We start from the raw sequence: 24,685 nt of genomic DNA on the forward strand, positions 1-24,685 counted from the left end.
CTTGGGCGTTTCCTCCCTAGACTTCGACCGTGTCGTGCAAACGATGCGGTCTTTTTTTCGGCGCGGCACTCAGCCGATTGCGCGTCCCGACCCGCACGCCGATGCCTTTATCCGGCGCAAGATCTCGTTTCGTTTTTCGGCAATCATTCGGCGGCAAGCGGCAGGTCGATAAAATTGTGGTCGGGCATTGCCATCAGATCGGCCGAGAATTGCGCCAGATCGTCGGCGAGCGCATCGAAGCCGGCGGATTTCTGGAACGTCCGCTCGTTCATGTAGAGCCCGCGATTGACCTCGATCTGCAGCGCATGGAGATGGCGCACGGGGCGGCCATAGTGCTCGGTGATGAAGCCTCCGGCGTAGGGCTTGTTATGGGCGACGGTATAGCCCATGCCGATGAGCAGGCCGATCGCCGTCTCGGTCAACGCTGCCGCAGCGGACATGCCGAAACGGTCGCCGACGATGAAGTCGGGCCTGACACCGCTGTCGCCGACCCTGATGCTCGCCGGCATCGAATGGCAATCGATCAGCACGGCAAAGCCGAACCGCGCATGGGTCCTGGTCAAAAGCCGTTTCAGTGTCTCGTGATAAGGCTTGTAGACGGCCTCGATACGCGCGACGGCTTCCGCCAGCGGCAAGCGGCCGGCATAGATGTCGAGCCCTTCTCCCACCAGCTTGGGCACGGTGCCAAGCCCGCCGGCGACGCGCGCCGAACGGATGTTGCAGAACGACGGCACCGGTTCGGCGAACATGCGCGGATCGAGTTCCCACGGCTCCCGGTTGACGTCGAGATAGGCGCGCGGGAAGTTTGCCGCCAGCATCGGCGCGCCGAGCGCAACAGCGCCACCGAACAATTCGTCGACATAGCAATCTTCGGAGCGGCGGATGGCGTTTCGGTCCAGCCTTGCCATGGCCAGGAACCGGTCCGGATAGTGACGGCCGCTATGCGGCGAGTTGAAGAGGAAGGGAACACGCTGTTCGGCGCCCGACCGGATTTCGAAGGGGGGAACGACCGAAAAATCCTCGGCTGCCGTTTTCAATTTGAACGTACCCGGAAACACCAATGCATCATGGTTTGAAAGGTGCCACCTCGCCGGCCGCATGTCCAGCGTTTCGGCGTCCGGACCGCTTTGTCAAAGCCGGATCGGGCCTTTATCGTTCACTTGATGTTTACCCTCACCTCCTCATATACAGGATGGTTAACGGGCTGCCCCACGGCAGTCCCGGGCGGGTGATTCGGACGGGACAAGATGGCACGCATTCTACTGGCGGAAGACGACGATGACATGCGCCGGTTCCTCGTCAAGGCGCTGGAACGTGCCGGCTACCAGGTCAGCGACTTCGACAATGGCGCCAGCGCCTATGAGCGGCTGCGCGAAGAGCCTTTCTCGCTGCTCTTGACCGATATCGTCATGCCGGAGATGGATGGCATAGAACTCGCCCGCCGCGCCACCGAGATCGACCCCGACCTCAAGGTCATGTTCATCACCGGCTTCGCCGCCGTTGCGCTCAATCCGGATTCCAAGGCGCCGAAAGACGCCAAGGTGCTGTCGAAGCCGTTCCATCTGCGCGACCTCGTCAACGAGGTCGAAAAGATGCTGCAGGCAGCCTGACACGTTTTCCGCCGCCGGCTTCCGGCGCGCCTTCGACGGTGCGGCAAGACGAAGCTTTCTTTCCCTTTTCCTGCTATTGACGCGCCGTGGCAAAAATGGTGTATGCGCGGCTTCGGATGGGCGTGTAGCTCAGCGGGAGAGCACTGCATTGACATTGCAGGGGTCACAGGTTCAATCCCTGTCACGCCCACCATCCAGACAATCCGCCGTCACTCGTACCCGGGAATGCCGAGCCTATCCCCAGGCAAGGGAAGGACGGGCCATGACAGAAGACAATGCTCTTACTCGGTGTCGATGTGTCGAAAGCCAAGCACGCGATTGCGATTGCCGAGCACCGCTCAATGGCGAGGTCCGCTATTTCGGCGAGATCGAGGCGACACCCATTACTGCGGCCCAGGATAAATGCTGATCCGTAGTGATCCTTCGCGCCCCCCTCTGTCCTGCCGGACATCTCCCCCACTTGGGGGGAGATCGGCCGTCATTGCGGCCTTCGCCAATGTCCAAAGTTGAAGAACAGGCGCCGTCACCGAAGCTGCCAATCTCCCCCCAAGTGGGGGAGATGTCCGGCAGGACAGAGGGGGGCGCCTCGCTCCGCCATCAAAAATTCTGCACCGTCGTGACACTCTGATGTCACGGAATGGATCCCCAAGGCCTGCGCCGCTTCGCTTCGCTCCTGCTCCTCCCTGGGATGACGAAGGTGTGGTGGCCTGTGGCGTTGGATCGGCGGCTGCAGGCCGGCCGGCAGCGACCGACAGTCACAGAACCAAATCCCTGTGCAGAGGAAATAGTTTTGCGATTTTGCATTGGACATGGCCAAGAGACGGCCGCCCAAGCCGTCATCTCTGGTGGCAGCAATCAGCGTCGATTGAGATCAGGCCGCGCCGAGGCGGAGATCGCCCGTCTCGATATGCTGGAGAAACCAGGCATAGGTCTGCTCCAATCCGCTCTGCAGCGAGTAGCGCGGGCGCCAGCCCGTGGCAAACAGGCGCGACACGTCCATCAGCTTGCGCGGCGTGCCGTCCGGCTTGGTCGCATCGAATGTGAGCGCCGCCTCGGCGCCGACGACGGAGAGCATGGTGCGGGCCAGCTCGGCAATGGTGATGTCTTCGCCCGAGCCGACATTGACGTGGCTGTCGCCGGCATAGTTTTTCAGCAGCCAGACCAGAGCGTCGGCGGCGTCGTCGACATGCAGGAACTCGCGCATCGGCGTGCCCGATCCCCAGACCTCCAGGGTTTTGTCGCCAGCGCGCTTGGCCTTGTGCGCCTTGCGCATCAGGGCTGGCACGACATGGCTGGTGGAGAGGTCGAAATTGTCGCCGGGGCCATAGAGGTTGGTCGGCATCGCCGAGATGTACTCGACACCGTATTGGCGCCGATAGGCCTGGCATAGTTTCAGCCCAGCGATCTTGGCGATCGCGTACCATTCGTTGGTCGGTTCGAGCGGACCGGTCAGCAAGGCATCCTCGGAGATCGGCTGCGCCGCAAACTTCGGATAGATGCAGGACGAACCGAGAAACAGCAATTTCTGCACCTCGTTGCGGAAGGCGCTCTCGATGACATTGGTCTGCATGATGAGATTGTCCTGCAGAAAATCGACCGGCAACCTGTTGTTTGCCAGGATACCGCCGACCTTGGCCGCTGCCATCACCACCGCGTCCGGCCTGTGGCCAGCCATCCAGCGCCGCACGCCGGCCTGGTCCATCAGGTCGAGTTCATCGCGGGATGCGGTCAGGACCTCGCAGTCCTCGTCCGCCAGCCTTCGCAATATGGCCGAGCCGACCATGCCGCGATGCCCGGCCACGAAAACGCGCTTGCCCCTTAGGTCGAAATCCATTGGCGTATCCCTATGCAGAACGGCCGCTATGACCATCTTGCGTCGGCGTGCCGGATGGTCCTGCGTCGGACGCATAGCGCATACGGATTTGCCGAGACAAGCCAAATCGGAGATTCGGGCGAGCTCTTCTTGTGGTATGGCGGTCAGACACCCGCCACGGCGCACAGGCTCTTCATTCTGGCGATGGCAAGCTCCGGGTCGGCCAGCAATCCGGCCTGGTCGGCGAGGCGGAACACATCGGCATAGTGGCAAATGCCGCGTGCCGACTGCATGCCGCCGACCATCGAAAAATGGTCCTGGTGGCCGTTCAGCCACGCCAGCAAGACGATACCGGCCTTGTAGTACTCGGTTGGCGCCTCGAAGATTTTCCGTGACAGAGGTACCGTCGGCGCCATCAGCGCGTCATAGCCGGCGCGATCGTCGTCGGCCAGCCTCGCCAGCGCGGCATTGGCGACCGGCGCGATAGCGTCGAAAATCCCGAGCAGCGCATGCGAGTGTCTTTCGCCATCGCCGGCGATCAGCTCGGGATAGTTGAAATCGTCGCCGGTGAACATGACCACCCCTTCCGGCAGCCGGTTGCGCAGGGCAACCTCTTTGCCGGCATCGAGCAGCGATATCTTGATCCCCTCGACCTTGCCGGCGTGGCGTTCGATGATGGCGACGACCGTATCGAGCGCGGTGTCGAAATCATGGCTGCCCCAATAATTCTTCAGCGTCGGATCGAACATGTCGCCCAGCCAGTGCAGGATGACCTTGCCGGAGGCATGGCGAAGGATGCGGTCATAGACGCTGGCATAGTCTTCGGGACCCTTGGCGACAGCCGCCAGCGCGCGGCTGGCCATCATGATCGCCTTGCCGCCCAGGCCTTCGATGAAACCGAACTGCTCCTCATAGGCCGCGACGACATCGTCGAGCGTCCTGGCGGCGCCCGGCGCCAGATGGTCTGTCCCGGCACCTGAGGCGAGGTCGGCGCCCTCGACGGTTCGCGCCTCGGCGATCGAGCGGCGGATCAGTTCCCTGGCGTTTGTCCAGTCGAAGCCCATGCCGCGCTGCGCGGTATCCATCGCCTCGGCGATGCGGAAGCCGAGCCGCCACAGATGATGGCGGAACGCCATCGTGCGCTCCCAGTCGACCGCTGGATGAGCCCACGGATCGGTCATCGCGAGGGGATCGGCAACGACATGGGCGGCGGCATAGGCGATGCGCGAAAACCGCGCGCCGATCACCGGCTGTGCCGGCTGGCCGACAAGGCGGTAGCGAGTGCTGCGACCGCCCTCCCCGGGCAAGGCAATGTCCATCGATCTCTCCCTTAGTCGCGCTATTAAATGGAACGTTCCAAAAAAATCAAGGACCTTTGTGGATTCTCGGTCCATACCCCAGAATGCTGCATTGCAGCGAAGAAAGCCGTTTAAGAGCGGCATTTAAGCGCCAATTGCCAGATTTTTCGAATTCGGGAAAAATCCTGATTGACTCAAATCCGGCTCAGAATTAGAACGTTCCAATAAATTCGGCCAGAAAATAGCGGAGGACGTATCTGAATGGCCAGCAGGCCCAAGGCGACCATACTCGACATTGCCCGTGAGGCGGGCGTGTCCAAGTCGACGGTGTCGCTGGTGCTGCAGGGCAGCGGCCTGATCCGGCCTGAGACCGCGCTGAAGGTTCGCAAGGCGATCGAGGATGTCGGCTATGTCTACAACCGCGGCGCCGCCAATCTGCGCAAGGCCCATTCCAACGTCATCGGCATGGTCATCAACGACCTTACCAACCCGTTCTTCGCCGAAATGGCGGTCGGCATGGAGCGTGTGTTCCAGTCGGCTGATATCGTGCCGTTCATCGCCAACACGGCGGAAAACCCGGTGCGCCAGGAAGAGGTGCTGAAATCGCTGATGGAGCAAGGTGTCGCCGGGCTGATCGTGTCGCCGGCGCGCGGCACGACCCCTGGTGCCTTCCGTCGCATCGAGATGGCGGGCCTTCCGATCGTCTTCACGATGCGCCGCCTTCCTGAAAGCCGCATCCCGGTGATCGCGCCCGACAATCATCGCGGCGCCTGGCTCGCCACCGCCCATCTGATCGGCAAAGGGCATCGCCGGCTGGCGTTCTTCGGCGGCTCATCGGATCTGGTAGTTTATCACGAGCGGCTGGGCGGTTTTCGCGAGGCCTGCGAGGGGCTCGGCATCGCCAAGCGCGATACACTGGTCGTCGAAGGCGAAACCAGCCGCAAGGGCGGCATTGCCTGCCTGGAGACGGCCCTCGCCATGGCCGAGCCGCCAACCGCGGCGCTGTGCTTCAACGATGCGGTTGCCTTCGGCGTCATGCTGGCGCTGCGCAAGCGCGGCCTCGAGCCCGGCGTGGATTTCGCCGTTGTCGGCTTCGACGACGTGATCGAAGCCCAGCACTACATGCCGGCGCTGACCAGTGTCGCGGTGGATTCGGCAGGCCTCGGCGAGCGCGCCGCCCATGTCATGCTGAAGATGATCCAGTCGCGCACCACGCGCGCCGAGGATCATATCGGCGCCGTCAACCTCGTCGTCAGGGACAGTTGCGGTCCTGATCGCCGTGCCGGAATGGGAGACGCGGCATGACCGTGAAATGGGGACTGATCGGCGCAAGCACGATCGCCAGGCAATTCGTGATCAACGCCATCCGCGCGCAACCGAACAGCGAGATCGCGGCGGTGATGAGTTCCAGCCCGGAGCGAGCCGCTGCCTATGCCAAGGAGAACGGCATTGCGCTCGCCGTCTCGACGCTTGATGCATTGCTCGGCTCCGACATCGACGCCGTCTACATCTCGACCACCAATGAATTGCATCTCGAACAGGCACTGGCCGCCATCAGAGCGGGAAAACATGTGTTGTGCGAAAAGCCGCTGGCGCTGACCAGCGCCGATGCGCGGAAGATGGTCGCCGCCGCCAAGGCGGCCGGTCTCGTGCTCGGCACCAACCATCATCTGCGCAATGCCGGCTCGCACCGGGCGATGCGCGAAGCCATTGCCGCCGGCCGCATCGGCAAGCCGATTGCCGCGCGCGTCTTCCACTCGGTCTATCTGCCTGAAAATCTGCAGGGCTGGCGGATCACCAGGCCGGAAGCCGGTGGCGGCGTGGTGCTCGACATCACCGTGCACGATGCCGACACGCTGCGTTTCGTGCTCGGCGACGATCCGCTCGAGGTTTCGGCGTTCACCCAGGCCGCAGGCATGGCCAGCGGCGGGCTGGAAGATGGCGCCATGTGCATCTGGCGCTTCAAATCGGGCATCATCGCCCAGTCGCATGAAGGCTTCACCACCAAATTCGCCGGCACCGGCTTCGAGGTGCATGGCAGCGAAGGCTCTCTGATCGCGAAAGATGTGATGACGCAGAAGCCGATCGGCTCTGTGCTGCTGCGCACGGCAAAGGGCGAGGAGGAATTGAGCTTCGACCGCGAAGATCTCTATGTCCTGCGCCAGTTCCACGCGGCGATCGGTGGCGAAGGCCAGCCGTCGGCCACCGGCGAGGACGGCGTCTGGTCGCTGACATCAGCCGAAGCCGCGTTGCAATCCGCGCAGTCCGGAAAATCGGTCGCGATCGATCCGAATCTCGGGGGCGCAGCGTGAGCAAACTCGTCTCCGCAGCGCAAGCCGCCAGCCTGATCATGGACGGCATGGTCGTTTCGGTGTCGTCGTCGAGCGGTCTCGGCTGCCCGGATGCGGTGCTCGCCGCGATCGGCGAGCGCTTCGACGCGGAAGGCCATCCGAAGAACATCACAACGCTGCACCCGATCGCCGCCGGCGACATGTACGGCATCAGGGGTATCGACCATCTGGCCAAGCCCGGCCTGTTGAAGCGCACGCTGTGCGGCTCCTATCCGTCCGGCCCTTCATCCTCTGAACCGCCGCAGATCTGGAAGATGATCGGTGACAATTCGGTCGCCGCCTACAACGTGCCCTCAGGCATCCTGTTCGACATGCATCGCGAGGCCGCTGCCAAGCGCCCCGGCGTGCTGACCAAGGTCGGCCTCGACACCTTCGCCGACCCGCGTCATCAGGGCTGCGCCATGAATGCGGCGGCCAGCGAGCCGATCGTTTCGGTGCAGCAGTTCGACGGCGAGGAATGGCTCTATTTCCGCTCGATCGTGCCTGATGTCTCCATCATCCGCGCCACCACCGCCGACGAGCGCGGCAACCTCACCTACGAGCACGAGGGCGCCTATCTCGGCGGGCTGGAGCAGGCGCTCGCCGCCCGCAACAATGGCGGTATCGTCATCGCGCAGGTCAAGCGCGTCGTCGAGAACGGCACGCTGAAGCCGCATGACGTGCGCGTGCCCGGTGTGCTGGTCGACCATATCGTCGTGGCGCCCGATCAGTTGCAGACGACGCTGACACCCTACGATCCGGCAATCTCCGGCGAGATCTTCCGCCCGCTGTCAACTTTCCGTAACACCGAGATGAGTGTCCAGAAGGTCATCGCGCGACGCGTCGCCATGGAGCTTGCCGACGGCATGGCCGTCAATATCGGTTTCGGCATCTCGGCCAACGTGCCGCGCATCCTTATCGAGGAAGGCCAGCACGGCAAGGTCACCTGGGTGATCGAACAGGGCGCGGTCGGCGGCGTGCCACTGCTCGACTTCAAGTTCGGCTGCTCGTCGAACGCCGACGCCTTCATGCCTTCGCCACACCAGTTCATCTATTTCCAGGGCGGCGGTTTCGACGCGTCGCTGCTGTCCTTCCTGCAGATCGACCGCCATGGCTCGGTCAACGTGTCGAAGCTTTCGGCGCGGCCGCATGTCACCGCCGGCGCCGGCGGTTTTGTCGACATCACCGCGCGGGCCAAGAAGATCGTCTTTTCCGGTTTCTTCAATGCCGGCGCCAAACTGTCGCTGGCCGATGGCGGCATCCGTATCGACGGGGAAGGCAAGGTCAAGAAGGTGGTCGGCGAGGTCGAGCACATCTCCTTCTCCGGCAAGCGCGCAGTCGCGCAAGGACAGGACATCACCTATGTCACCGAGCGCTGCGTCATGAAGCTGACGCCCGATGGGCTGATGGTGACTGAGTTGGCACCGGGCATCGACCTAGAGCGCGACGTGCTAGCGCAGGCCGAGTTCCCGCTCGCCGTCGCCAACGACCTGAAGGTCACGCCGGACGCTCTCTACCGTGGCCGGCCGATCGGACTGTCGCTCAATGGCCGCGCCTCGCTTGGAGGCGCGCATGGCTGAGCGTCTCGTCACCTTTGAAACCGACGGCGACCTCGGCATCGTCACGCTGCGCCGGCCGGAGAAATTCAACGCGCTCGACATCCCGATGCTGCGCGCGCTGGAAGCCGCGCTCGATACGGCGGAAGCTGCGGACAGCGTTCGTGTCGTGCTGCTGTGTGGCGAAGGCAAGGGCTTTTGCGCCGGCGGCGACGTCGAAGCCTGGTCGCAAATGAGTGCCGCCGATTTCCAGGTGCAATGGGTTCGCTACGGCCACCGCGTCTTCGATCGACTGGCGCGGTTGCGGCAGCCGACGATCGCCGTTCTGTCCGGCCATGCACTGGGTGGCGGGCTGGAACTGGCGGTCGCCTGCGACTTCCGCGTCGCCGAGGCGCAGGTCAAATTGGGTTTTCCGGAAACCTCGATCGGCGTGGTGCCCGGCTGGTCCGGCACGCAGCGCGCGGTGCGCCGCTTCGGCGCCCAGACGGTGCGGCGCATGGCGCTTGGCGGAGAACTGTTCGTGGCTGCCGAAGCACTCGCTCTGGGCATCGTCGACCGGGTGGTCGAAACGGGCTACGCATTCACCGAGGCCAGGGCCTGGGCCGGCAAGATCGCCGAGCGCGGCCCGCTGGCAACCGAGGCCGCCAAGCTGATGATCGCGATCGCCGAAGGCGAGGACAGTACCGCCGCAACCGAGGCGCTGGCCAGCGGCTTCATCGCGCTGACCGGCGATCTCAAGGCCGGTGTCGACGCCTTCAAGGCCAAGCAGAAACCAGCGTTTTCAAGATCATGAGAATGCAAGCGGAACCCAGAACTCACATGAACTTGCCCCTCACCATCGCCATGCCGGCCGAGGCATCCGCAGCACCGAAGACCTACCGGCTGCTGATCGACGGCAAGTTCGTCGATGCCCGCGACGGCCGCACGCTGGAGCGCAACAGCCCTGGCCACGGCTTCACCGTTTCGCGCTATGCGCAAGCCGGCGAAGCGGAAGTCGAGGCGGCGGTGACCGCCGCGCACAAGGCCTTCGAGACCGGCCCCTGGCCGCGCATGAAGGCCGGCGAGCGCGCCGCGATCCTGCTCAAGGCAGCAGACCTGATCGAGGTGCGGCTCGAGGAGATTGCCCGGCTCGACGCGCTGGAATCCGGCAAGCCGATCGCCCAGGCGCGCGGCGAGATCGGCGGCGCCGTCGACATCTGGCGCTATGCCGCGGCGCTTGCCCGCACGCTGCATGGCGAAACCTACGCCAATCTCGGCGATGCCATGCTGGGCGTCGTGCTGCGTGAACCGATCGGCGTCGTCTCGATCATCACGCCATGGAATTTTCCGTTCCTCATCGTCAGTCAGAAACTGCCGTTCGCGCTCGCCGCCGGCTGCACGGCGGTGGTCAAGCCGAGCGAGATGACCTCGGCCTCGACCTTCGTGCTCGGCGACATCCTGATGCAGGCCGGCTTGCCGGATGGCGTTGTCAACATCCTCGCTGGACTGGGCGCCGATGTTGGCGCGCCGATGGTCAGCCATCCGCTGGTCGAAATGGTGTCGTTCACCGGCTCCACCCGGGTCGGCAAGGTGACCATGGCATCGGCTGCAAACGCGCTGAAGAAGGTCTCGATGGAGCTCGGCGGCAAGAACGGCCAGATCGTCTTTCCAGATGCCGACCTCGAAGCCGCCGCCGACGCGGCGGTGTTCGGCGGCTTCTTCAACGCCGGCGAATGCTGCAACGCCGGCAGCCGGCTGATCGTCCATGAGGCGATCGCCGACGACTTCCTCGGCGCAGTGAAGGCGCTCACCGCCAGGGTCACCGTCGGCGATCCGCTCGACAACAGCACCAAGGTCGGCGCGATGATCTCTTCCGAGCACCTTTCCAAGGTCACCGGCTACGTGGCGGCGGCGGCAAACGACGGCAGCAGCGTCTATAGCGGCGGCAAGCAGATCGCCTCCAGTGCCGGTCAGTATCTCGATCCGACCATCCTTCGGGGCGTCACCGAAGACATGGCCATTGCACGTGAGGAAGTGTTCGGCCCGGTGCTGTCGGTGTTGACGTTTGGATCGATTGAAGAGGCGTTGCGCATCGCCAACAACACGCCCTATGGTCTATCGGCGGGTGTGTGGAGCGCCAGCATCGACACCTGCATGTCGGTGGCGCGGAGTGTGCGTTCGGGAACCGTTTGGGTGAACACGTTCATGGAAGGTTATCCCGAGCTGCCTTTCGGAGGCTACAAGCAATCCGGTCTCGGACGCGAACTCGGCAAGCGCGCCGTCGAGGATTATACCGAGGAAAAGACAATCCAGTTTCATCGCGGCCAGCGCACCGGATGGTGGGTCGGCTGAGCTGTGAAGAACCCGGCGGACAGCCGCCGGTCGTGTAGCTGCAACAAGGGAGGAAGTACATGTTGCGCAAACTGCTTATCGGAACGGCTCTCGGCTCGGGTCTTGCGTTCGCAGCCCATGCCCAGGACGTCAAGGAAGTCGAGATGCTGCATTGGTGGACGTCTGGCGGCGAAGCGGCTGCCTTGAACGTGCTCAAGGAGGATCTGGCCAAGCAAGGCTTTGCCTGGAAGGACGTGCCTGTGGCCGGCGGCGGCGGCGACGCCGCCATGACCGCGCTGAAGGCGATGGTCGCGGCGGGCAACTACCCGACTGCCTCGCAGATGCTCGGCTATACCGTGCTCGATTACGCGGCTGCCGGCGTAATGGGCGACCTGACCGAGACGGCGGTAAAGGAAGGCTGGGACAAATCCGTGCCGGCCGCCCTGCAGAAATTCTCGGTCTATGACGGCAAGTGGGTCGCGGCTCCGGTCAACGTCCACTCCGTCAACTGGCTGTGGATCAACAAGGCGGTGATGGACAAGATCGGCGGCACCGAGCCGAAGACCTTCGACGAATTCATCGCGCTGCTCGACAAGGCCAAGGCGGCGGGCGTCATCCCGCTCGCGCTTGGCGGCCAGAACTGGCAGGAAGCCACCATGTTCGATTCGGTCGTGCTGTCGACCGGCGGACCTGAGTTCTACAAAAAGGCCTTCAACGACCTCGACGAAGAGCAGCTGAAATCCGACACGATGAAGAAGTCGTTCGACAACCTCGCCAAGCTCGTCACCTATGTCGACCCGAACTTCTCCGGCCGCGACTGGAACCTCGCCACCGCCATGGTCATCAAGGGTGATGCTCTGGTGCAGGTGATGGGCGACTGGGCCAAGGGCGAATTCAACGCCGCCAAGAAGACCCCGGGCACCGACTTCCTGTGCTATCGCTTCCCGGGCACCGACGGCAGCGTGGTCTACAACTCCGACATGTTCGGCATGTTCGACGTTCCGGAGGACCGCAAGGCCGCCCAGGCCGCATTGGCCACCGCCACTTTGTCGAAGAGCTTCCAGTCGGCTTTCAACGTCGTCAAGGGCTCGGTCCCGGCCCGCACCGACGTGCCCGATACCGACTTCGACGCTTGCGGCAAGAAGGGCATCGCCGACCTGAAGGCCGCCAACGAAGGCGGCACGCTGTTCGGTTCGCTGGCGCAAGGCTATGGCGCGCCGCCGGCCGTCGCCAATGCCTACAAGGACGTCGTCTCGAAATTCGTCCACGGCCAGATCAAGACCTCGGACGAGGCCGTGACCCAGCTGGTCAACGCAATCGAAGACGCCAAGTAAGAACCGGCATGAAAGGACCTTCCCCGCTCCGGTGGGGAAGGTTCCACCAAGTCGGAATGGCGCCGGCGATCAACCAACACGCCCCGTCTCGACGGGGCTATCCTTCCCCGCCTGACGGTGAAGGGACCCGCGAGGGAGGAGCCCATGACAACGGTCGCGACCCAGATCAAGCTGACGCCGGAGCATAATGCGCGCCCGGGCGTCTCGGTGCGTTCGCGCCTGCAGGACGCGCTTCCGAAGATCGTGCTGGCGCCAAGCTTTGCGATCACCATCGTCTTCGTCTACGGCTTCATCCTGTGGACGGTCTATCTGTCCTTCACCAACTCCAAGACCTTCCCGTCCTATGCGCTGACTGGGCCGCGTGCCTATCAGAGGCTATGGCGCTGGACGTTCGAGAACGACCCGCCGTCGAGCTGGTATACGTCGATCACCAATATGGGCATTTTCGGCTTTCTCTACATCTTCATCTGCCTGGCGCTCGGCCTCTTCCTGGCCATCCTGCTCGACCAGAAGATCCGCGGCGAAGGCATGTTGCGGCCGATCTATCTTTATCCGATGGCGCTGTCCTTCATCGTCACCGGCGTCGCCTGGAAATGGTTCCTCGATCCCGGCCTCGGCCTCGAGCAGACGCTGCACCAGTGGGGCTGGACGAGCTTCCATTTCGACTGGATCAAGAACAAGGATTTCGTCATCTACACCGTGGTGATCGCCGGCGTCTGGCAGGCCTCGGGCTTCATCATGGCGATGTTCCTGGCCGGCCTGCGCGGCATCGACGGCGAGATCATGAAGGCGGCGCAGATCGACGGCGCCACCACGTTCCAGCTCTATCGCCGGATCGTCATCCCGCTGCTGCGGCCGGTGTTCCTCTCGGCCTTCATCGTGCTCGCTCACCTCGCCATCAAGTCCTACGACCTGGTCGTAGCACTGACCAGCGGCGGGCCGGGCGGCTCGGCCTGGCTGCCGTCGAACTTCATGTACGAGTACACTTTCAAGCGCAACGAAATGGCCGTCGGCTCGGCCAGCGCCGTGATCATGCTGATGACCATCACCGCGATCATCGTGCCCTATCTCTATTCCGAGCTCAGGGAGCGACCGCGATGAGCGTCATTGCCACGCCCACTCGCCAGAGCACTGGCGGCATCAGCGCCAGGACCGTCAACCGCATCGTCATCTACGGCCTGCTGGCGCTGTTCGCGCTGTTCTACCTGATGCCGCTGTTCGTCATGCTGGTGACCTCGTTCAAGACAATGGACGAGATCCAGAACGGCAACATGCTGGCGCTGCCGCAGGCGCCGACCTTCGAGCCGTGGCTGAAGGCGTGGGGCGAGACCTGCGTCGGCCTGACCTGCGCCGGCATCAAGGGCTATTTCTGGAATTCCATCAAGATGGTGGTTCCAGCGGTGCTGATCTCGACGCTGCTCGGCGCGCTCAACGGCTATGTGCTGACCAAATGGCGCTTCCGCGGCCACACGCTGGTTTTCGGGCTGATGCTGTTTGCCTGCTTCATTCCGTTCCAGTCCGTGCTGTTGCCGATGGCGACGATCCTCGGCAGCCTCGGCCGTTTCGGCGTGACGCTGCGAAACGCCACGGGATTCTCATTCGGCTTGGGCAATCCGACGGTCAACCTGGTCTTTGTCCACGTCGTCTACGGGCTCGGCTTCACCACCTTGTTCTTCCGCAATTATTACGAGGCGTTCCCGACTGAACTGGTCAGGGCGGCACAGGTCGACGGAGCCAGCTTTTTCCAGATTTTCCGGCGCATCATGCTGCCGAATTCGATGCCGATCTTCGTCGTCACCGTCATCTACCAGTTCACCAACATCTGGAACGATTTTCTGTTCGCCTCGGCCTATGCCGGCACCGGTGACGCGATGCCGATGACCGTGGCGCTGAACAACGTCGTCAACACCTCGACCGGTGTCGTCGAATACAACGTCAACATGGCGGCGGCGATGATCGCCGCACTGCCGACCCTTCTCGTCTATGTGGTCGCTGGCCGCTATTTCGTGCGCGGCCTGATGGCCGGCGCCGTCAAAGGATAATCGAATGGCTTTTCTCGAAATCAATGGGCTGAGGAAGCGGTTCGGATCGGTCGAGATCCTGAAGGGCATCGACGTCGATCTCGAAAAGGGCGGCTTCCTCGTGCTGGTCGGCCCATCCGGCTGCGGCAAGTCGACCTTGCTCAACACCATCGCCGGCCTGGAAAGCATCACCGAAGGCGAAATCCGTGTCGACGGCCGGACGATCAACGATCTCCACCCCTCGAAGCGCGACATCGCCATGGTGTTCCAGAGCTATGCGCTCTATCCGAACATGACCGTCGCGGGAAACATTGCCTTCGGCATGGAGATGCGCGGCGTGCCGGCCCACGAGCGCCAGAAGGCGATCGACAAGGTGGCGAAGGTGCTGCAGATCGGCCACCTCCTGCAGCGCAAGCCGAGCCAGCTTTCCGGCGGCCAGCGTCAGCGCGTCGCCATGGGCCGGGCGCTGGTGCGCGACCCCAAGCTCTTTCTCTTCGACGAGCCGCTCTCCAATCTCGACGCCAAGCTGCGCGTCGACATGCGCATCGAGATCAAGCGGCTGCACGCAACCACCGGCACCACGATCGTCTACGTCACCCACGACCAGATCGAAGCGATGACGCTGGCCACCAAGATTGCGGTGATGCGCGACGGCGAGGTGCAGCAGTTCGGCACGCCTGCCGAAATCTACAACAACCCGACCAACCTGTTCGTCGCCGACTTCATGGGCTCGCCGGCGATGAACCTGATCCCGGCGACGATCGGCGGCAATGGCAATGCGCTTTCCGTGGTGCTGCAGCGCGAGGCGCGCGAGCCGATCTCGCTGCCGCTGGCCGATGCGCCAACGGGTCTGTCGGCATTCCACGACAAGCCGATCATTTTTGGCGTCCGTCCCGAGGCCCTGACCGATCCTGAAGGAGCCGAACGCAACGCATCGAACATCGCCACCGCCGACTGTCACATCGAGGTTGTGGAACCGGCCGGCTCCGACACCTTCGCCGTCACCAATCTCGGCGGCAAGGCGGTGGTGGCGCGTCTGCGCGCCGACGCCAACATCCAGCCGGGCAAGGTCACGCCGCTCGCCTTCAACCTGACCAAGGCGGTGTTCTTCGATCCGGCGACCGAGAACCGCATCCTCTGACAGCCATGACAAACCCGGACATCGTCATTATCGGCTCCGGCATCGGCGGCGCCACGATCGCTTCCGGCCTTGCCGGCAGTGGCGCCTCGATCCTGATGCTGGAGCGCGGCGAACTATTGCCGGCGACGCCGCACACGCGCGACACGCGCGCCATCTTCGTCGACGGCCACTACCGGCCGAAGGAGATGTGGCGCGAGGCCGGGGGTGCTGCGTTCAACCCCGGCAATTATTACTATGTCGGCGGCAATTCGAAATTTTATGGCGCAGTGCTGATCCGCTACCGCAGGCAAGACTTTTCTGTCATGGAGCACTATGGCGGCGTCTCGCCGGCCTGGCCGTTCTCCTATGAGGAATTCGAGCCTTGGTATTGCAAGGCCGAGCAGCTTTTTCGCGTGCGCGGCGCACTCGGCGAAGACCCGACCGAACCGTTCCACTCGATCCCCTACCCCTTCGGGCCGGTGCCGGACGAGCCGCCGATCGCCCGCGCCCGCGCCGAACTCATGGGCCTCGGCCTGCATCCGGCATCGCTGCCGCTCGGCGTCGACATCGATGCCTGGCTAAAGGACGGCAAGACAGGCTGGGACGCGTTTCCCAACACCGGGACCGGTAAGGTTGACGCCCAATCGGGGCCGCTGACAGCGGCACTTGCCGACCGGAACATCAGGCTCGAGACCGGTGCTCATGTCGAATACCTCGAAGCCTCATCGGATGCCAGGACGATCGCCGCCGTTCACTATAGCCAGGACGGCAGGCTGAAGAAAGTGACGCCGAAACTGGTCATCCTCTCGGCCGGAGCGGTCAATTCCGCCGCCATCCTGCTGCGTTCGCCGTCCCCGAACGGAAACGGCCTTGCCAACCGCTCCGACCAGGTCGGCCGCAACTTCATGAACCACAATTCGAGCGCCATGCTGGCGATCGATCCGCGCCGCAGGAACACCTCCGTCTACCAGAAGACGCTGATGCTCAACGACTACTATTTGTCCGACGGCGAGGGCGGCAGGCCGCTCGGCAACGTCCAGCTTCTCGGCAAGATCGACGGTGATATCCTGAGAGCCAACGTCAAGCTTGCGCCCAAATTCGCGCTGGACTTCATGGCCGGCCACGCCGTCGACTGGTACCTGATGTGCGAGGACCTGCCGGACCCCGAAAGCCGCATCATGGTCGACGGCAAGGACATCGTCATGCAGTGGCGGCGCTCCAACATGCAGTCGCTCGACGGGCTGACCAAGGTGATGCGCGAGAACTTCCGCGCCTGCGGCTATCCGATCGTCCTGTCGCGGCCTTTCGACAAGCGCACGCCGTCGCACCAGTGCGGCACGGTCAAGATGGGCGACGATCCGGCAACCTCGCCGCTCGACCCGTTCTGCCGCTCGTTCGACCACAAGAACCTGTTTGTCGTCGACGCTGGCTTCCTGCCGAACTCGGCCGCGGTCAATCCGGCGCTGTCGATCGCCGCACAAGCGCTGCGCGTTGCCGACCACATCCGCAAGAGCGAGCTTGTCCTATGATCGGTCTGCGCCGCCCCTCATCCGCCTGCCGGCACCTTCTCCCCGTGAACGGGGAGAAGCCCGCTGGCCGCAACCTCGGCGCCTTTTTTGCAATGCTGGCGATTGGCGAAGCAGGCGATGAAGGCGTCCTTCTCCCCGTCCCTATACGGGGAGAAGTGCCCGGCAGGGCGATGAGGGGCGGCGCCAGCCTGCGGGAGCTTGTTCTCAAATGACCCGCCCGGCAGCCATCATCACCGGCGGCGCGCGCGGCATCGGCCTTGCCTGCGCCGAGGCGCTGGCCGATGCCGGCTTCGATATCCTTGTCGTGGACCTTGCCGAAAAAGCCGGCGACGGGCTTGTCGCTGACATCACCGCCCGCGGCGCGAAATTCGCCTACCATTGCGGCGACATTGCTGACCTCGACGACCATGCCGCATTGGTCGATGCCGCGACGAGCGCCTTCGGCCGCATCGACTGCCTGGTCAACAATGCCGGCATCGGCGCCGTGGTACGCGGTGACCTGCTGGAATTGAAACCGGAAAACTTCGACCGGATCCTCGCCATCAATCTGCGCGGCACCGTCTTCCTCAGCCAGGCCGTTGCCAGGGCGATGCTTGCGGCGCCGGGTGATTTTCCAAAAACGATCATCACCATCACCTCGGTCAGCGCCGAAATGGCCTCGCCGGAACGTGCCGACTATTGCATCTCCAAAGCCGGGCTTTCGATGTGGGTGAAGACCCTGGCGCTGCGGCTTGCCGCCGAAAATATCGGCGTGTTCGAGGTGCGGCCAGGCATCATCCGCACCGACATGACTGCAGGGGTAACCGCCAAATACGACGCGCTGATCGACGGCGGTCTGGTGCCGGCAAAGCGGTGGGGCGAAGCCGCCGATGTCGGCGCCGCCGTAGTGGCACTCGCCGGCGGCAAGCTCGGTTTTTCGACCGGCTCGATCATCAATGTCGACGGCGCGCTGTCGGTGCCGAGGCTGTGAACAGGTGACGCCATGACCGACTACATCATCGTCGGCGCCGGCCCGGCCGGCTGCGTGCTGGCCAACCGGCTGAGCGAAGAGCCATCGAATTCAGTGCTGCTGCTCGAGGCCGGCGGCAAGGACTGGCACCCGCTGATCCACATGCCGGCCGGTTTCGCCAAGATGACCAAGGGCATCGCCGCCTGGGGCTGGTCGACCGTGCCGCAAAAGCACATGAAGGACCGCGTCTTCCGGTACACGCAGGCCAAGGTGATCGGCGGCGGCTCCTCCATCAACGCCCAGATCTATACACGCGGCAACGCCCGCGATTACGACGCCTGGGAGAAGGAAGAGGGCCTTGCCGGCTGGGGCTATCGCGACCTGCTGCCCTATTTCAAGCGGGCCGAGAACAACCAGCGCTACGCCAACGATTTTCACGGCGACCAGGGTCCGCTCGGCGTGTCGAACCCGATTGCGCCGCTGCCGATCTGCGAGGCTTATTTCCGCGCTGGACAGGAGATGGGCATTCCCTTCAATCCGGACTTCAACGGGGTAGCCCAGGAAGGCGTCGGCTATTACCAATTGACGCAGAAGGACGCGAGACGCTCCTCTGCCTCGGTCGCCTATCTCAGGCCGATCCGCGCGCGAAAAAACCTGACCGTCAGGACTGATGTGCTGGTGACGCGCATCGTCATCGACAAGGGCCGCGCCGTCGGTGTCGAGATCGTCGACAGGCCGGGCGGCCAGCCGACGACCTTGCGTGCCGAACGCGAAGTCATCGTCTCGTCCGGCGCCATCGGCTCGCCGAAGCTGCTGATGCAGTCGGGCATCGGCCCGGCCGACCATCTGAAGTCGGTCGGCGTGACGCCGGTGCACGATCTGCCCGGCGTCGGTTCCAACCTGCAGGATCATCTCGACCTGTTCGTCATTGCCGAATGCACCGGCGACCACACCTACGACAACTACGCCAAGCTGCACCGGACGGTGTGGGCCGGCCTGCAATACCTGCTGTTGAAAAAAGGCCCGGTTGCCTCCAGCCTGTTCGAGACAGGCGGCTTCTGGTACGCCGACCCGACCGCCGCCTCGCCCGACATCCAGCTCCATCTCGGCCTCGGCTCCGGCATCGAGGCCGGTGTCGAAAAACTGAAAAATCCGGGCGTGACGCTGAACTCGGCCTTCCTGCGCCCGCGTTCGCGCGGCACGGTCCGGCTGAACAGCGCCGACCCCGCCGACCACCCGCTGATCGACCCGAATTACTGGTCCGACCCCTACGATCGCAACATGTCGATCAAGGGACTTAGGCTGGCGCGCGAGATCATGCGGCAGAAGGCGCTTGCTGCCTACGTGCTGCGCGAGGTGCTGCCGGGACCGGAACTCACCAGCGACGACGAACTGTTCGACTATGCCTGCCGCAGTTCCAAGACCGATCACCACCCTGTCGGCACCTGCCGCATGGGCCATGATGCGATGAGCGTGGTGACGCCCGATCTCAGGCTGCGTGGTATCGAGGGCTTGCGCGTCTGCGACGCTTCGGTGATGCCGCGCATCCCCTCCTCCAACACCAATGCGCCAACGATCATGGTCGGCGAAAAGGGCGCCGATCTGATCCTTGGCCGCGAGCCGCTGCCGCCGGCCGTGTTTTCCACCAACCAAGCAGCATGAGATTCCAAGAATGATCAGGCACTGTGTTTTCGCTCGATTCCGCAATGACGTCACCGACGACGAGCGCGCGGCAATCCATGCCGATCTTGAGGCGCTGCGGTCGGTGATCGACGGCATGGCCAAGGTCGAATTCAGCGCCAACACCAGCCCAGAGCCGTTCGCGCGCGGCTTCACGCACGGCTTCACCATCGACTTCAGCGATGCCGCCGCACGCGACGCCTATCTGGTGCATGAGGCCCACAGCCGAGCCGGCGCTCGGCTGGTCGCGGCGCTTGAAGGCGGAACCGACGGGCTGATGGTGTTCGACCTCGAGATAGGCGCTTAATGCATGTCGCGCAAAAGCATGCCCTCGGGCACTGACCCGAGGGTGTGCAGCGGTTTTGCGTCAACAACATGCATAAAACAACAATCCAAAGCGCGTCGCGTGAGGTCGGTCGAACGCGACGCGCTTTAGCCTATCCAAGCCTCAGCGCGACGACGCCGGCAACGATGCTGAGCACGGCGGCACCCCGCCAGGCGGTCATCTTCTCGCCGAGCGCAAACACCGAGATCATCATGGCGAACAGGATCGAGGTTTCGCGCAGCGCCGCGACCGAGGCGATCGGCGCCTTGGTCATCGCCCACATCACGATCCAGTAGGCGGCGCCGCTGAGCACGCCGGTGTACACGCCCGCCTTCCAGTCTCGCGCCAGGACCGGCAGCGCCTTTGGTCCGCGGAAGATCAGGCACAGCACCAGCGCCCACAGCGCATCGCAGACGAACAGCCATGCGGCATAGCTCGACGCCGTCGCGGCCAGCCGCGCGCCGCTGCCGTCGGACAGCGTATAGCCGGCGATGAAGATCGAGGTGCCCAGCGCAAAGCCGACGGCGCGCAGGTTCAGCCTTTCCAGATGCGCGCCGCCGCGAAACGACAGCACCAGCGTCCCGGCCGACAAGAGAACAATGCCGAGGATGGCGAGCGGCGCCGGGACTTCGGCGACGACCACGATGCCGCCAAGTGCAGCCAGCAGCGGTGCGGTGCCGCGCGCCAGCGGATAGGTCTGGGCGAAATCGCCGGCCCTGTAGGCGGCGATCAGGAACGTCCTGTAGCCCATGTGGAAGATTACCGAGGCGATGATATAAGGCCACGCTTCCGCTTTCGGCACCTCGACGAAAGGCAGCGCCAGAAGCGCCACGGCGCCCATGCCGAGCGTCATCAGCGTGATCGACAAAAAGCGGTCGAGATGGACCTTGACCAGCGCGTTCCAGATCGCGTGCATGGCGGCGGCAGCAAGCACCGCGAAGAAGACGAACAAGGTCATCGGCGGCTCATGCGCCTTCGGCCCCCGTCCCGAACGGTGTTTCCAGGTCGATCTCGACCCGCAGCGGAAAATGGTCCGAGGCGATTTCGTCGATATCGGCACTGGCCGAGCGCACCCGTCCCGCCAACATGCCGCCGACGAAGCAGTGGTCGAGCCGTCGCTTTGCCAGCCTGCCGTCGATGGTTTTCACATGGGTGTGGAAATCTCTCGGCGGTTCGCTGGCGACGGCGGCGGCATCGACGAAACCGTCGAGATAGACGGCACCGCGATGATATGGCGTGCTGCCAACGATGCGCCGGTACTCGGCGCTGCCAGGCTCCATGTTGAAATCGCCCAGCCAGATCGCCGCCAGCGGGTTTTCCGGCTCCGGCTCGCCATTGCTCCAGTTGCGGACGGGCTCATCGTCGGCGCCGCTCCACGGGCCGCCGTCGGACGGCGCGCGGCGATGCTCGGCGAGCAGATAGTCGATCTGCTCCAGCCGCTCTTCGGCGGCGATATGCGCCAGATGCAGCGACAGCACCCGCACCGGACCGGCAGGGGTGTGGATCATGCATTCCAGCGCTGCGTTGCGGGTGTTGAGCGGACGCACGGTGCGGCGCAGCGGCAGCGTGTGCAGGCGCGACCAGACGATCGGCAGCCTGGACAGGACCATGGTGCCGAATTGCCGCCGCCGGTTGACGATGCGGCCGTCACGCCGCTCGCTGGCGTCCATGTCGAAGGCCGGCCCATAAACCCAATAGTATTCGGGCAGCAGTCGCGAAAGGATTTCCGGCTGGTCATCCTCGTTGCTGCGCAGCCAGTGCCGTTCCACCTCCTGCAACGCGATGATGTCTGCGCCGGCGACGATCTTGGCGCAGCGCGAGAGATCGTAGCGACCGTCGCCGCCGAAACCGTATTGGATGTTGTAGCTGACCAGCTTCATTGCTTAACCGGCTCAATTTCGTGATGGCAGTAGCGGTTTGGCGGATTGGTTGCAATGTGCAGCCGGATGCAGAGAGCTTGGGCCAGATAGCGCAGCTAGGTCGTCAGCGGCTGGAATCGTCCCGGCGGAGAGGCGGCCAGTTCCGACCAGTCGATTTCCTCCTCCAGGCGATGATACGCTTCGTCGCCGATCGTCCCGTCGATACGCAATTGCTCCAGCGCGTCACGCTGGCTCTTGATGGCATAGAGGCGCAACCTGTCGTACTCGGTCGCTGCCTGGGCGTCCTCCGGGTTTTCAGCGATCGTGCGCTGCGCGGCAAATTGCTCGCGGACCACGGCCGCGGCATTCGATGTCTTGCCGCTCAACACGTCCAGCGCGGCCTGCATGATGGCGACGCGTGCCTGCGCGACCTCGCGGTCGACAGTTCCGTCCGGATCGAGACGAAGCAGGCGCAGCAGCGGCTTCAGGCTGATGCCTTGCAGCACCAGGGTGCCGAGGACGACCGAGAAAGCGGCGAGCACGATTGGGTCGCGGCCGGGAAAGTCGGCTGGCAAGGCAAATGCTGCTGCAAGCGTGACAAGGCCGCGCATGCCGCACCAGCCGATCAGCACGCCGCCGCGAAATGACGGCGCCTCGGCCTGCCGTTCCGCGTCACCGAAGCTGGCGAGCCACCTCATGATCGCGCCGCATCCCAGCACCCAGACGAGACGCGAGACGATGACGACAGCCAGCACGGCTGCGGCAAAGACATACGCTTCGACCTGCCCCTGCTCGGCAAGCCGGCCGACGATCGATCGCGCCTGAAGTCCCATCAGGACGAAGGCCAGCACGTTGAGCACGAACACCGCCGTCTCCCAGACCGAATAGGAGCTGACGCGATTTCTGGCCGGCATGCGGCGCGGCGCGGTACGTGCGATGGTCATGGCATAGACGACGATCGTTATGATGGCGGAGAGCCCGATCCTGTCGGCCAGGATCCAGACGCCGAACGTCCCGGCAAATTGCACCACCGTGCCACTTGCCGGATCTCTGATGCGACTGAGGGTGACGAGAGACAACCGGCCGAGCACGTAACCAGCGGCAAGGCTGCCGACCGTCGACAGCAAGATCACCGGAACCGCGCTGCTCACCAGGATGGAGCCGGCAGCTGCCGAAACCGCCATGCGGTAGATCAGCAGTGCCGTGGCGTCGTTGAGCAGGCTTTCGCCTTGCAGGATCGCGGTGACGCGGTGCGGCACCTTGAACTGTCCAAGCACGGCCGACGCCGCCACGGCATCGGGCGGCGCCACGATCGCGCCAAGGGCAATAGCCGCAGCGATCGGCAAGCCTGCCATTGTCCATCCGACGAGCGCGACGGTCGCAGTGGTGAAAACGACGGCGCCAAGCGCCAGCAGGATGAGCGGCAGCCTGTAGCGATTAAGATCGCGCAGCGACGTGTCGTAGGCCGCGTCGAGAAGCACCGGCGCGATGAACAGGGCGAGCGCCAGCTCGGGATCGATCTCGATAGTCGGCGCAAACGGCAGAAAGGCGATGCCCGCGCCTGCCAACGCCAGCAACGACGGATAGGGAACCTGGAGACGCCGCGACAACGCCGTCAGCGCGACGGCGATCAGCAGGAGAACAAGGGTCAGCTCGAAAAGCGCCATGCCTTATCGTAGCGGCGAAGCCGGGCGATTGGCACTGCAAAAAACGGGCACGGCTACTGCTGCTGGTGAATGGTGAATGGTGAATGGTGAATGGTGAATGGTGAATGGTGAATGGTGAATGGTGAATGGTGAATGGTCGCTTGCAGAGAAATCTCGGCGCGTAAAGCGCCTTCTTGCTATTCACTATTCACTATTCACTACTCACTCCGCCCCTAATGCAGCACCAGCATGTCACCCGACGAGAACGAAATCTCGGCCTTTTCGCCGACAGCGGGCGGCGGCGCGGCCGGGCTGTTGAACGTGTCGAGCGACACCGTGCTGCCGCCGATGCCGACGCGAACCCGGATGACCGAGCCGAGGAAATGCACTTCGGTGATCTCGCCCGAAAGACTGGAGTCGCGGCCGGGATGGCGGCCGAGCGAAATCGCCTCGGGCCGCAGCGCCAGCGACAGCGTGTCGCCGGACTTGGAGCCGTTTAGCTTTCCCTGCAGCGAGACCTCTTGCGAATTGACGCGCACCTTGCCCGAGGCTGCATCGGTGACGGTGCCTTCGAGCACGTTCAGCGTGCCGACGAAATTGGCGACGAACTTGGTCGCCGGCCGGTTGTAGATCTCGAACGGCGTGCCGACCTGCTCGGCCTTGCCGCCATACATGACGGCGATGCGGTCGGAGATCGACAGCGCCTCTTCCTGGTCGTGGGTGACGAAGACGGTGGTGATGCCGAGCTTCTTCTGGATCGAGCGGATTTCCTCGCGCAGCGAGACGCGCACCTTGGCGTCGAGCGCCGACAGCGGTTCGTCGAGCAGCAGGAGCTTCGGCTTCGGCGCAATCGCCCGCGCCAGCGCGATACGCTGCTGCTGGCCGCCGGAGAGCTGATAGGGATAGCGGTCGCCCATCTGCGGCAGCTTGATGAGGTCGAGCATCTCGGCAACGCGCCTGTCGGCATCGGCCTTTGGCATGCCCGCGACCTTAAGCCCGAAGCCGATGTTTTGCGCCACCGTCAGGTTGGGAAACAGGGCATAGGCCTGGAACACCATCCCGACATTGCGCTGGTTGGGTTTGAGCCGGGTGATATCCTTGCCGGCCACGACGATCTTGCCGGCGCTCGGCTCCTCGAAGCCGGCGACCATACGCAGCACCGTCGTCTTGCCGCAGCCCGACGGTCCGAGGAAGGAGACGAATTCGCCCGGCTCGACGTCGAGGTTGAAATCCTGGACGACGGTGGTGGCGCCGAAGGATTTTCGAACCTGCTGGATGGAGAGGAATGGCTCGGCCATGGCTTTT

Annotated in this window: 21 protein-coding genes and 1 tRNA gene; 15 read left to right on the forward strand and 7 right to left on the reverse strand. The window is 63.8% G+C overall.

Annotated elements, in window-relative coordinates; all coding sequences use genetic code 11:
- Positions 1-143: 143 nt before the first annotated feature.
- Complete coding sequence (locus AC0L2B_RS15850; RefSeq protein ID WP_091600417.1) at positions 144-1,100, reverse strand: N-formylglutamate amidohydrolase; 957 nt, start codon at positions 1,098-1,100, stop codon at positions 144-146.
- Positions 1,101-1,247: 147 nt separating this feature from the next.
- Here AC0L2B_RS15850 and cpdR point away from each other — a divergent pair, with 147 nt between their 5' ends.
- Together cpdR and AC0L2B_RS15860 are read left to right on the forward strand one after the other, a co-directional pair.
- A complete protein-coding gene (gene cpdR / locus AC0L2B_RS15855) occupies positions 1,248-1,610 on the forward strand; it encodes a cell cycle two-component system response regulator CpdR (RefSeq protein WP_006199474.1) in 363 nt (120 codons plus the stop codon).
- A 118-nt stretch (positions 1,611-1,728) separates the two neighbouring features.
- Positions 1,729-1,803, forward strand: a tRNA-Val gene (locus tag AC0L2B_RS15860).
- 678 nt (positions 1,804-2,481) lie between these two features.
- Here the strand turns inward: AC0L2B_RS15860 and fcl are convergent.
- Together fcl and AC0L2B_RS15870 are read right to left on the reverse strand one after the other, a co-directional pair.
- Positions 2,482-3,444, reverse strand: coding sequence for a GDP-L-fucose synthase (gene fcl, locus AC0L2B_RS15865; protein WP_473745990.1), 963 nt, complete (start codon positions 3,442-3,444; stop codon positions 2,482-2,484).
- A 143-nt stretch (positions 3,445-3,587) separates the two neighbouring features.
- The gene (locus AC0L2B_RS15870; protein WP_473745991.1) at positions 3,588-4,742 is read right to left on the reverse strand and encodes a dihydrodipicolinate synthase family protein; all 1,155 of its coding nucleotides are present in this window, start codon (positions 4,740-4,742) and stop codon (positions 3,588-3,590) included.
- Positions 4,743-4,982: 240 nt separating this feature from the next.
- Between AC0L2B_RS15870 and AC0L2B_RS15875 the strand changes: the two genes are divergently transcribed.
- From AC0L2B_RS15875 to AC0L2B_RS15935, 13 genes are all read left to right on the forward strand, one after another.
- Positions 4,983-6,026 (forward strand): LacI family DNA-binding transcriptional regulator, encoded by a 1,044-nt coding sequence (locus tag AC0L2B_RS15875; protein WP_473745993.1) that lies wholly within the window; start codon positions 4,983-4,985, stop codon positions 6,024-6,026.
- The gene (locus AC0L2B_RS15880; protein WP_473745995.1) at positions 6,023-7,033 is read left to right on the forward strand and encodes a Gfo/Idh/MocA family protein; all 1,011 of its coding nucleotides are present in this window, start codon (positions 6,023-6,025) and stop codon (positions 7,031-7,033) included. The genes AC0L2B_RS15875 and AC0L2B_RS15880 overlap by 4 nt, the downstream gene beginning before the upstream one ends.
- On the forward strand, positions 7,030-8,631 hold the full coding sequence (locus AC0L2B_RS15885) for an acyl CoA:acetate/3-ketoacid CoA transferase (RefSeq protein ID WP_473745996.1): 1,602 nt from the start codon (positions 7,030-7,032) through the stop codon (positions 8,629-8,631). Before AC0L2B_RS15880 ends, AC0L2B_RS15885 begins: the two co-directional genes overlap by 4 nt.
- Positions 8,624-9,400: an enoyl-CoA hydratase/isomerase family protein gene (locus tag AC0L2B_RS15890; protein ID WP_473745997.1), complete on the forward strand. Its 777-nt coding sequence runs from the start codon at positions 8,624-8,626 to the stop codon at positions 9,398-9,400. Before AC0L2B_RS15885 ends, AC0L2B_RS15890 begins: the two co-directional genes overlap by 8 nt.
- A gap of 26 nt (positions 9,401-9,426) precedes the next feature.
- Positions 9,427-10,938 carry an aldehyde dehydrogenase family protein gene (locus tag AC0L2B_RS15895; protein WP_473745999.1) on the forward strand — a complete coding sequence of 504 codons (1,512 nt, stop codon included), beginning with the start codon at positions 9,427-9,429 and terminating at the stop codon, positions 10,936-10,938.
- Positions 10,939-10,997: 59 nt separating this feature from the next.
- The gene (locus AC0L2B_RS15900) at positions 10,998-12,251 is read left to right on the forward strand and encodes an ABC transporter substrate-binding protein (protein WP_473746000.1); all 1,254 of its coding nucleotides are present in this window, start codon (positions 10,998-11,000) and stop codon (positions 12,249-12,251) included.
- 144 nt (positions 12,252-12,395) lie between these two features.
- Positions 12,396-13,352, forward strand: a complete 957-nt coding sequence (locus AC0L2B_RS15905; protein WP_473746001.1) for a carbohydrate ABC transporter permease — start codon at positions 12,396-12,398, stop codon at positions 13,350-13,352.
- Positions 13,349-14,293 (forward strand): carbohydrate ABC transporter permease, encoded by a 945-nt coding sequence (locus AC0L2B_RS15910; RefSeq protein ID WP_473746002.1) that lies wholly within the window; start codon positions 13,349-13,351, stop codon positions 14,291-14,293. Before AC0L2B_RS15905 ends, AC0L2B_RS15910 begins: the two co-directional genes overlap by 4 nt.
- Positions 14,294-14,297: 4 nt before the next feature.
- Complete coding sequence (locus AC0L2B_RS15915) at positions 14,298-15,413, forward strand: ABC transporter ATP-binding protein (protein ID WP_473746003.1); 1,116 nt, start codon at positions 14,298-14,300, stop codon at positions 15,411-15,413.
- 5 nt (positions 15,414-15,418) lie between these two features.
- Positions 15,419-16,921, forward strand: a complete 1,503-nt coding sequence (locus tag AC0L2B_RS15920) for a GMC oxidoreductase (RefSeq protein ID WP_473746004.1) — start codon at positions 15,419-15,421, stop codon at positions 16,919-16,921.
- A gap of 208 nt (positions 16,922-17,129) precedes the next feature.
- Positions 17,130-17,891 (forward strand): 3-ketoacyl-ACP reductase, encoded by a 762-nt coding sequence (locus AC0L2B_RS15925; RefSeq protein WP_473746005.1) that lies wholly within the window; start codon positions 17,130-17,132, stop codon positions 17,889-17,891.
- Positions 17,892-17,903: 12 nt separating this feature from the next.
- The gene (locus AC0L2B_RS15930) at positions 17,904-19,532 is read left to right on the forward strand and encodes a GMC family oxidoreductase (protein WP_473746006.1); all 1,629 of its coding nucleotides are present in this window, start codon (positions 17,904-17,906) and stop codon (positions 19,530-19,532) included.
- Positions 19,533-19,542: 10 nt separating this feature from the next.
- Entirely contained in the window at positions 19,543-19,857 is a 315-nt protein-coding gene (locus AC0L2B_RS15935) for a Dabb family protein (protein ID WP_128173795.1), read from the forward strand.
- Between the two features lie 130 nt (positions 19,858-19,987).
- Here AC0L2B_RS15935 and AC0L2B_RS15940 read toward each other — a convergent pair whose 3' ends face one another.
- The 4 genes from AC0L2B_RS15940 to AC0L2B_RS15955 form a co-directional block, all read right to left on the reverse strand.
- Positions 19,988-20,833: an EamA family transporter gene (locus tag AC0L2B_RS15940; RefSeq protein ID WP_473746007.1), complete on the reverse strand. Its 846-nt coding sequence runs from the start codon at positions 20,831-20,833 to the stop codon at positions 19,988-19,990.
- Between the two features lie 7 nt (positions 20,834-20,840).
- Positions 20,841-21,755 carry an endonuclease/exonuclease/phosphatase family protein gene (locus AC0L2B_RS15945; RefSeq protein ID WP_473746008.1) on the reverse strand — a complete coding sequence of 305 codons (915 nt, stop codon included), beginning with the start codon at positions 21,753-21,755 and terminating at the stop codon, positions 20,841-20,843.
- Positions 21,756-21,850: 95 nt separating this feature from the next.
- Positions 21,851-23,401, reverse strand: coding sequence for a cation:proton antiporter (locus tag AC0L2B_RS15950; protein ID WP_473746009.1), 1,551 nt, complete (start codon positions 23,399-23,401; stop codon positions 21,851-21,853).
- 212 nt (positions 23,402-23,613) lie between these two features.
- On the reverse strand, positions 23,614-24,678 hold the full coding sequence (locus tag AC0L2B_RS15955; RefSeq protein ID WP_287285612.1) for an ABC transporter ATP-binding protein: 1,065 nt from the start codon (positions 24,676-24,678) through the stop codon (positions 23,614-23,616).
- Between the last annotated feature and the right edge of the window lie 7 nt (positions 24,679-24,685).

It is taken from the genome of Mesorhizobium sp. WSM4815 (assembly GCF_055811575.1).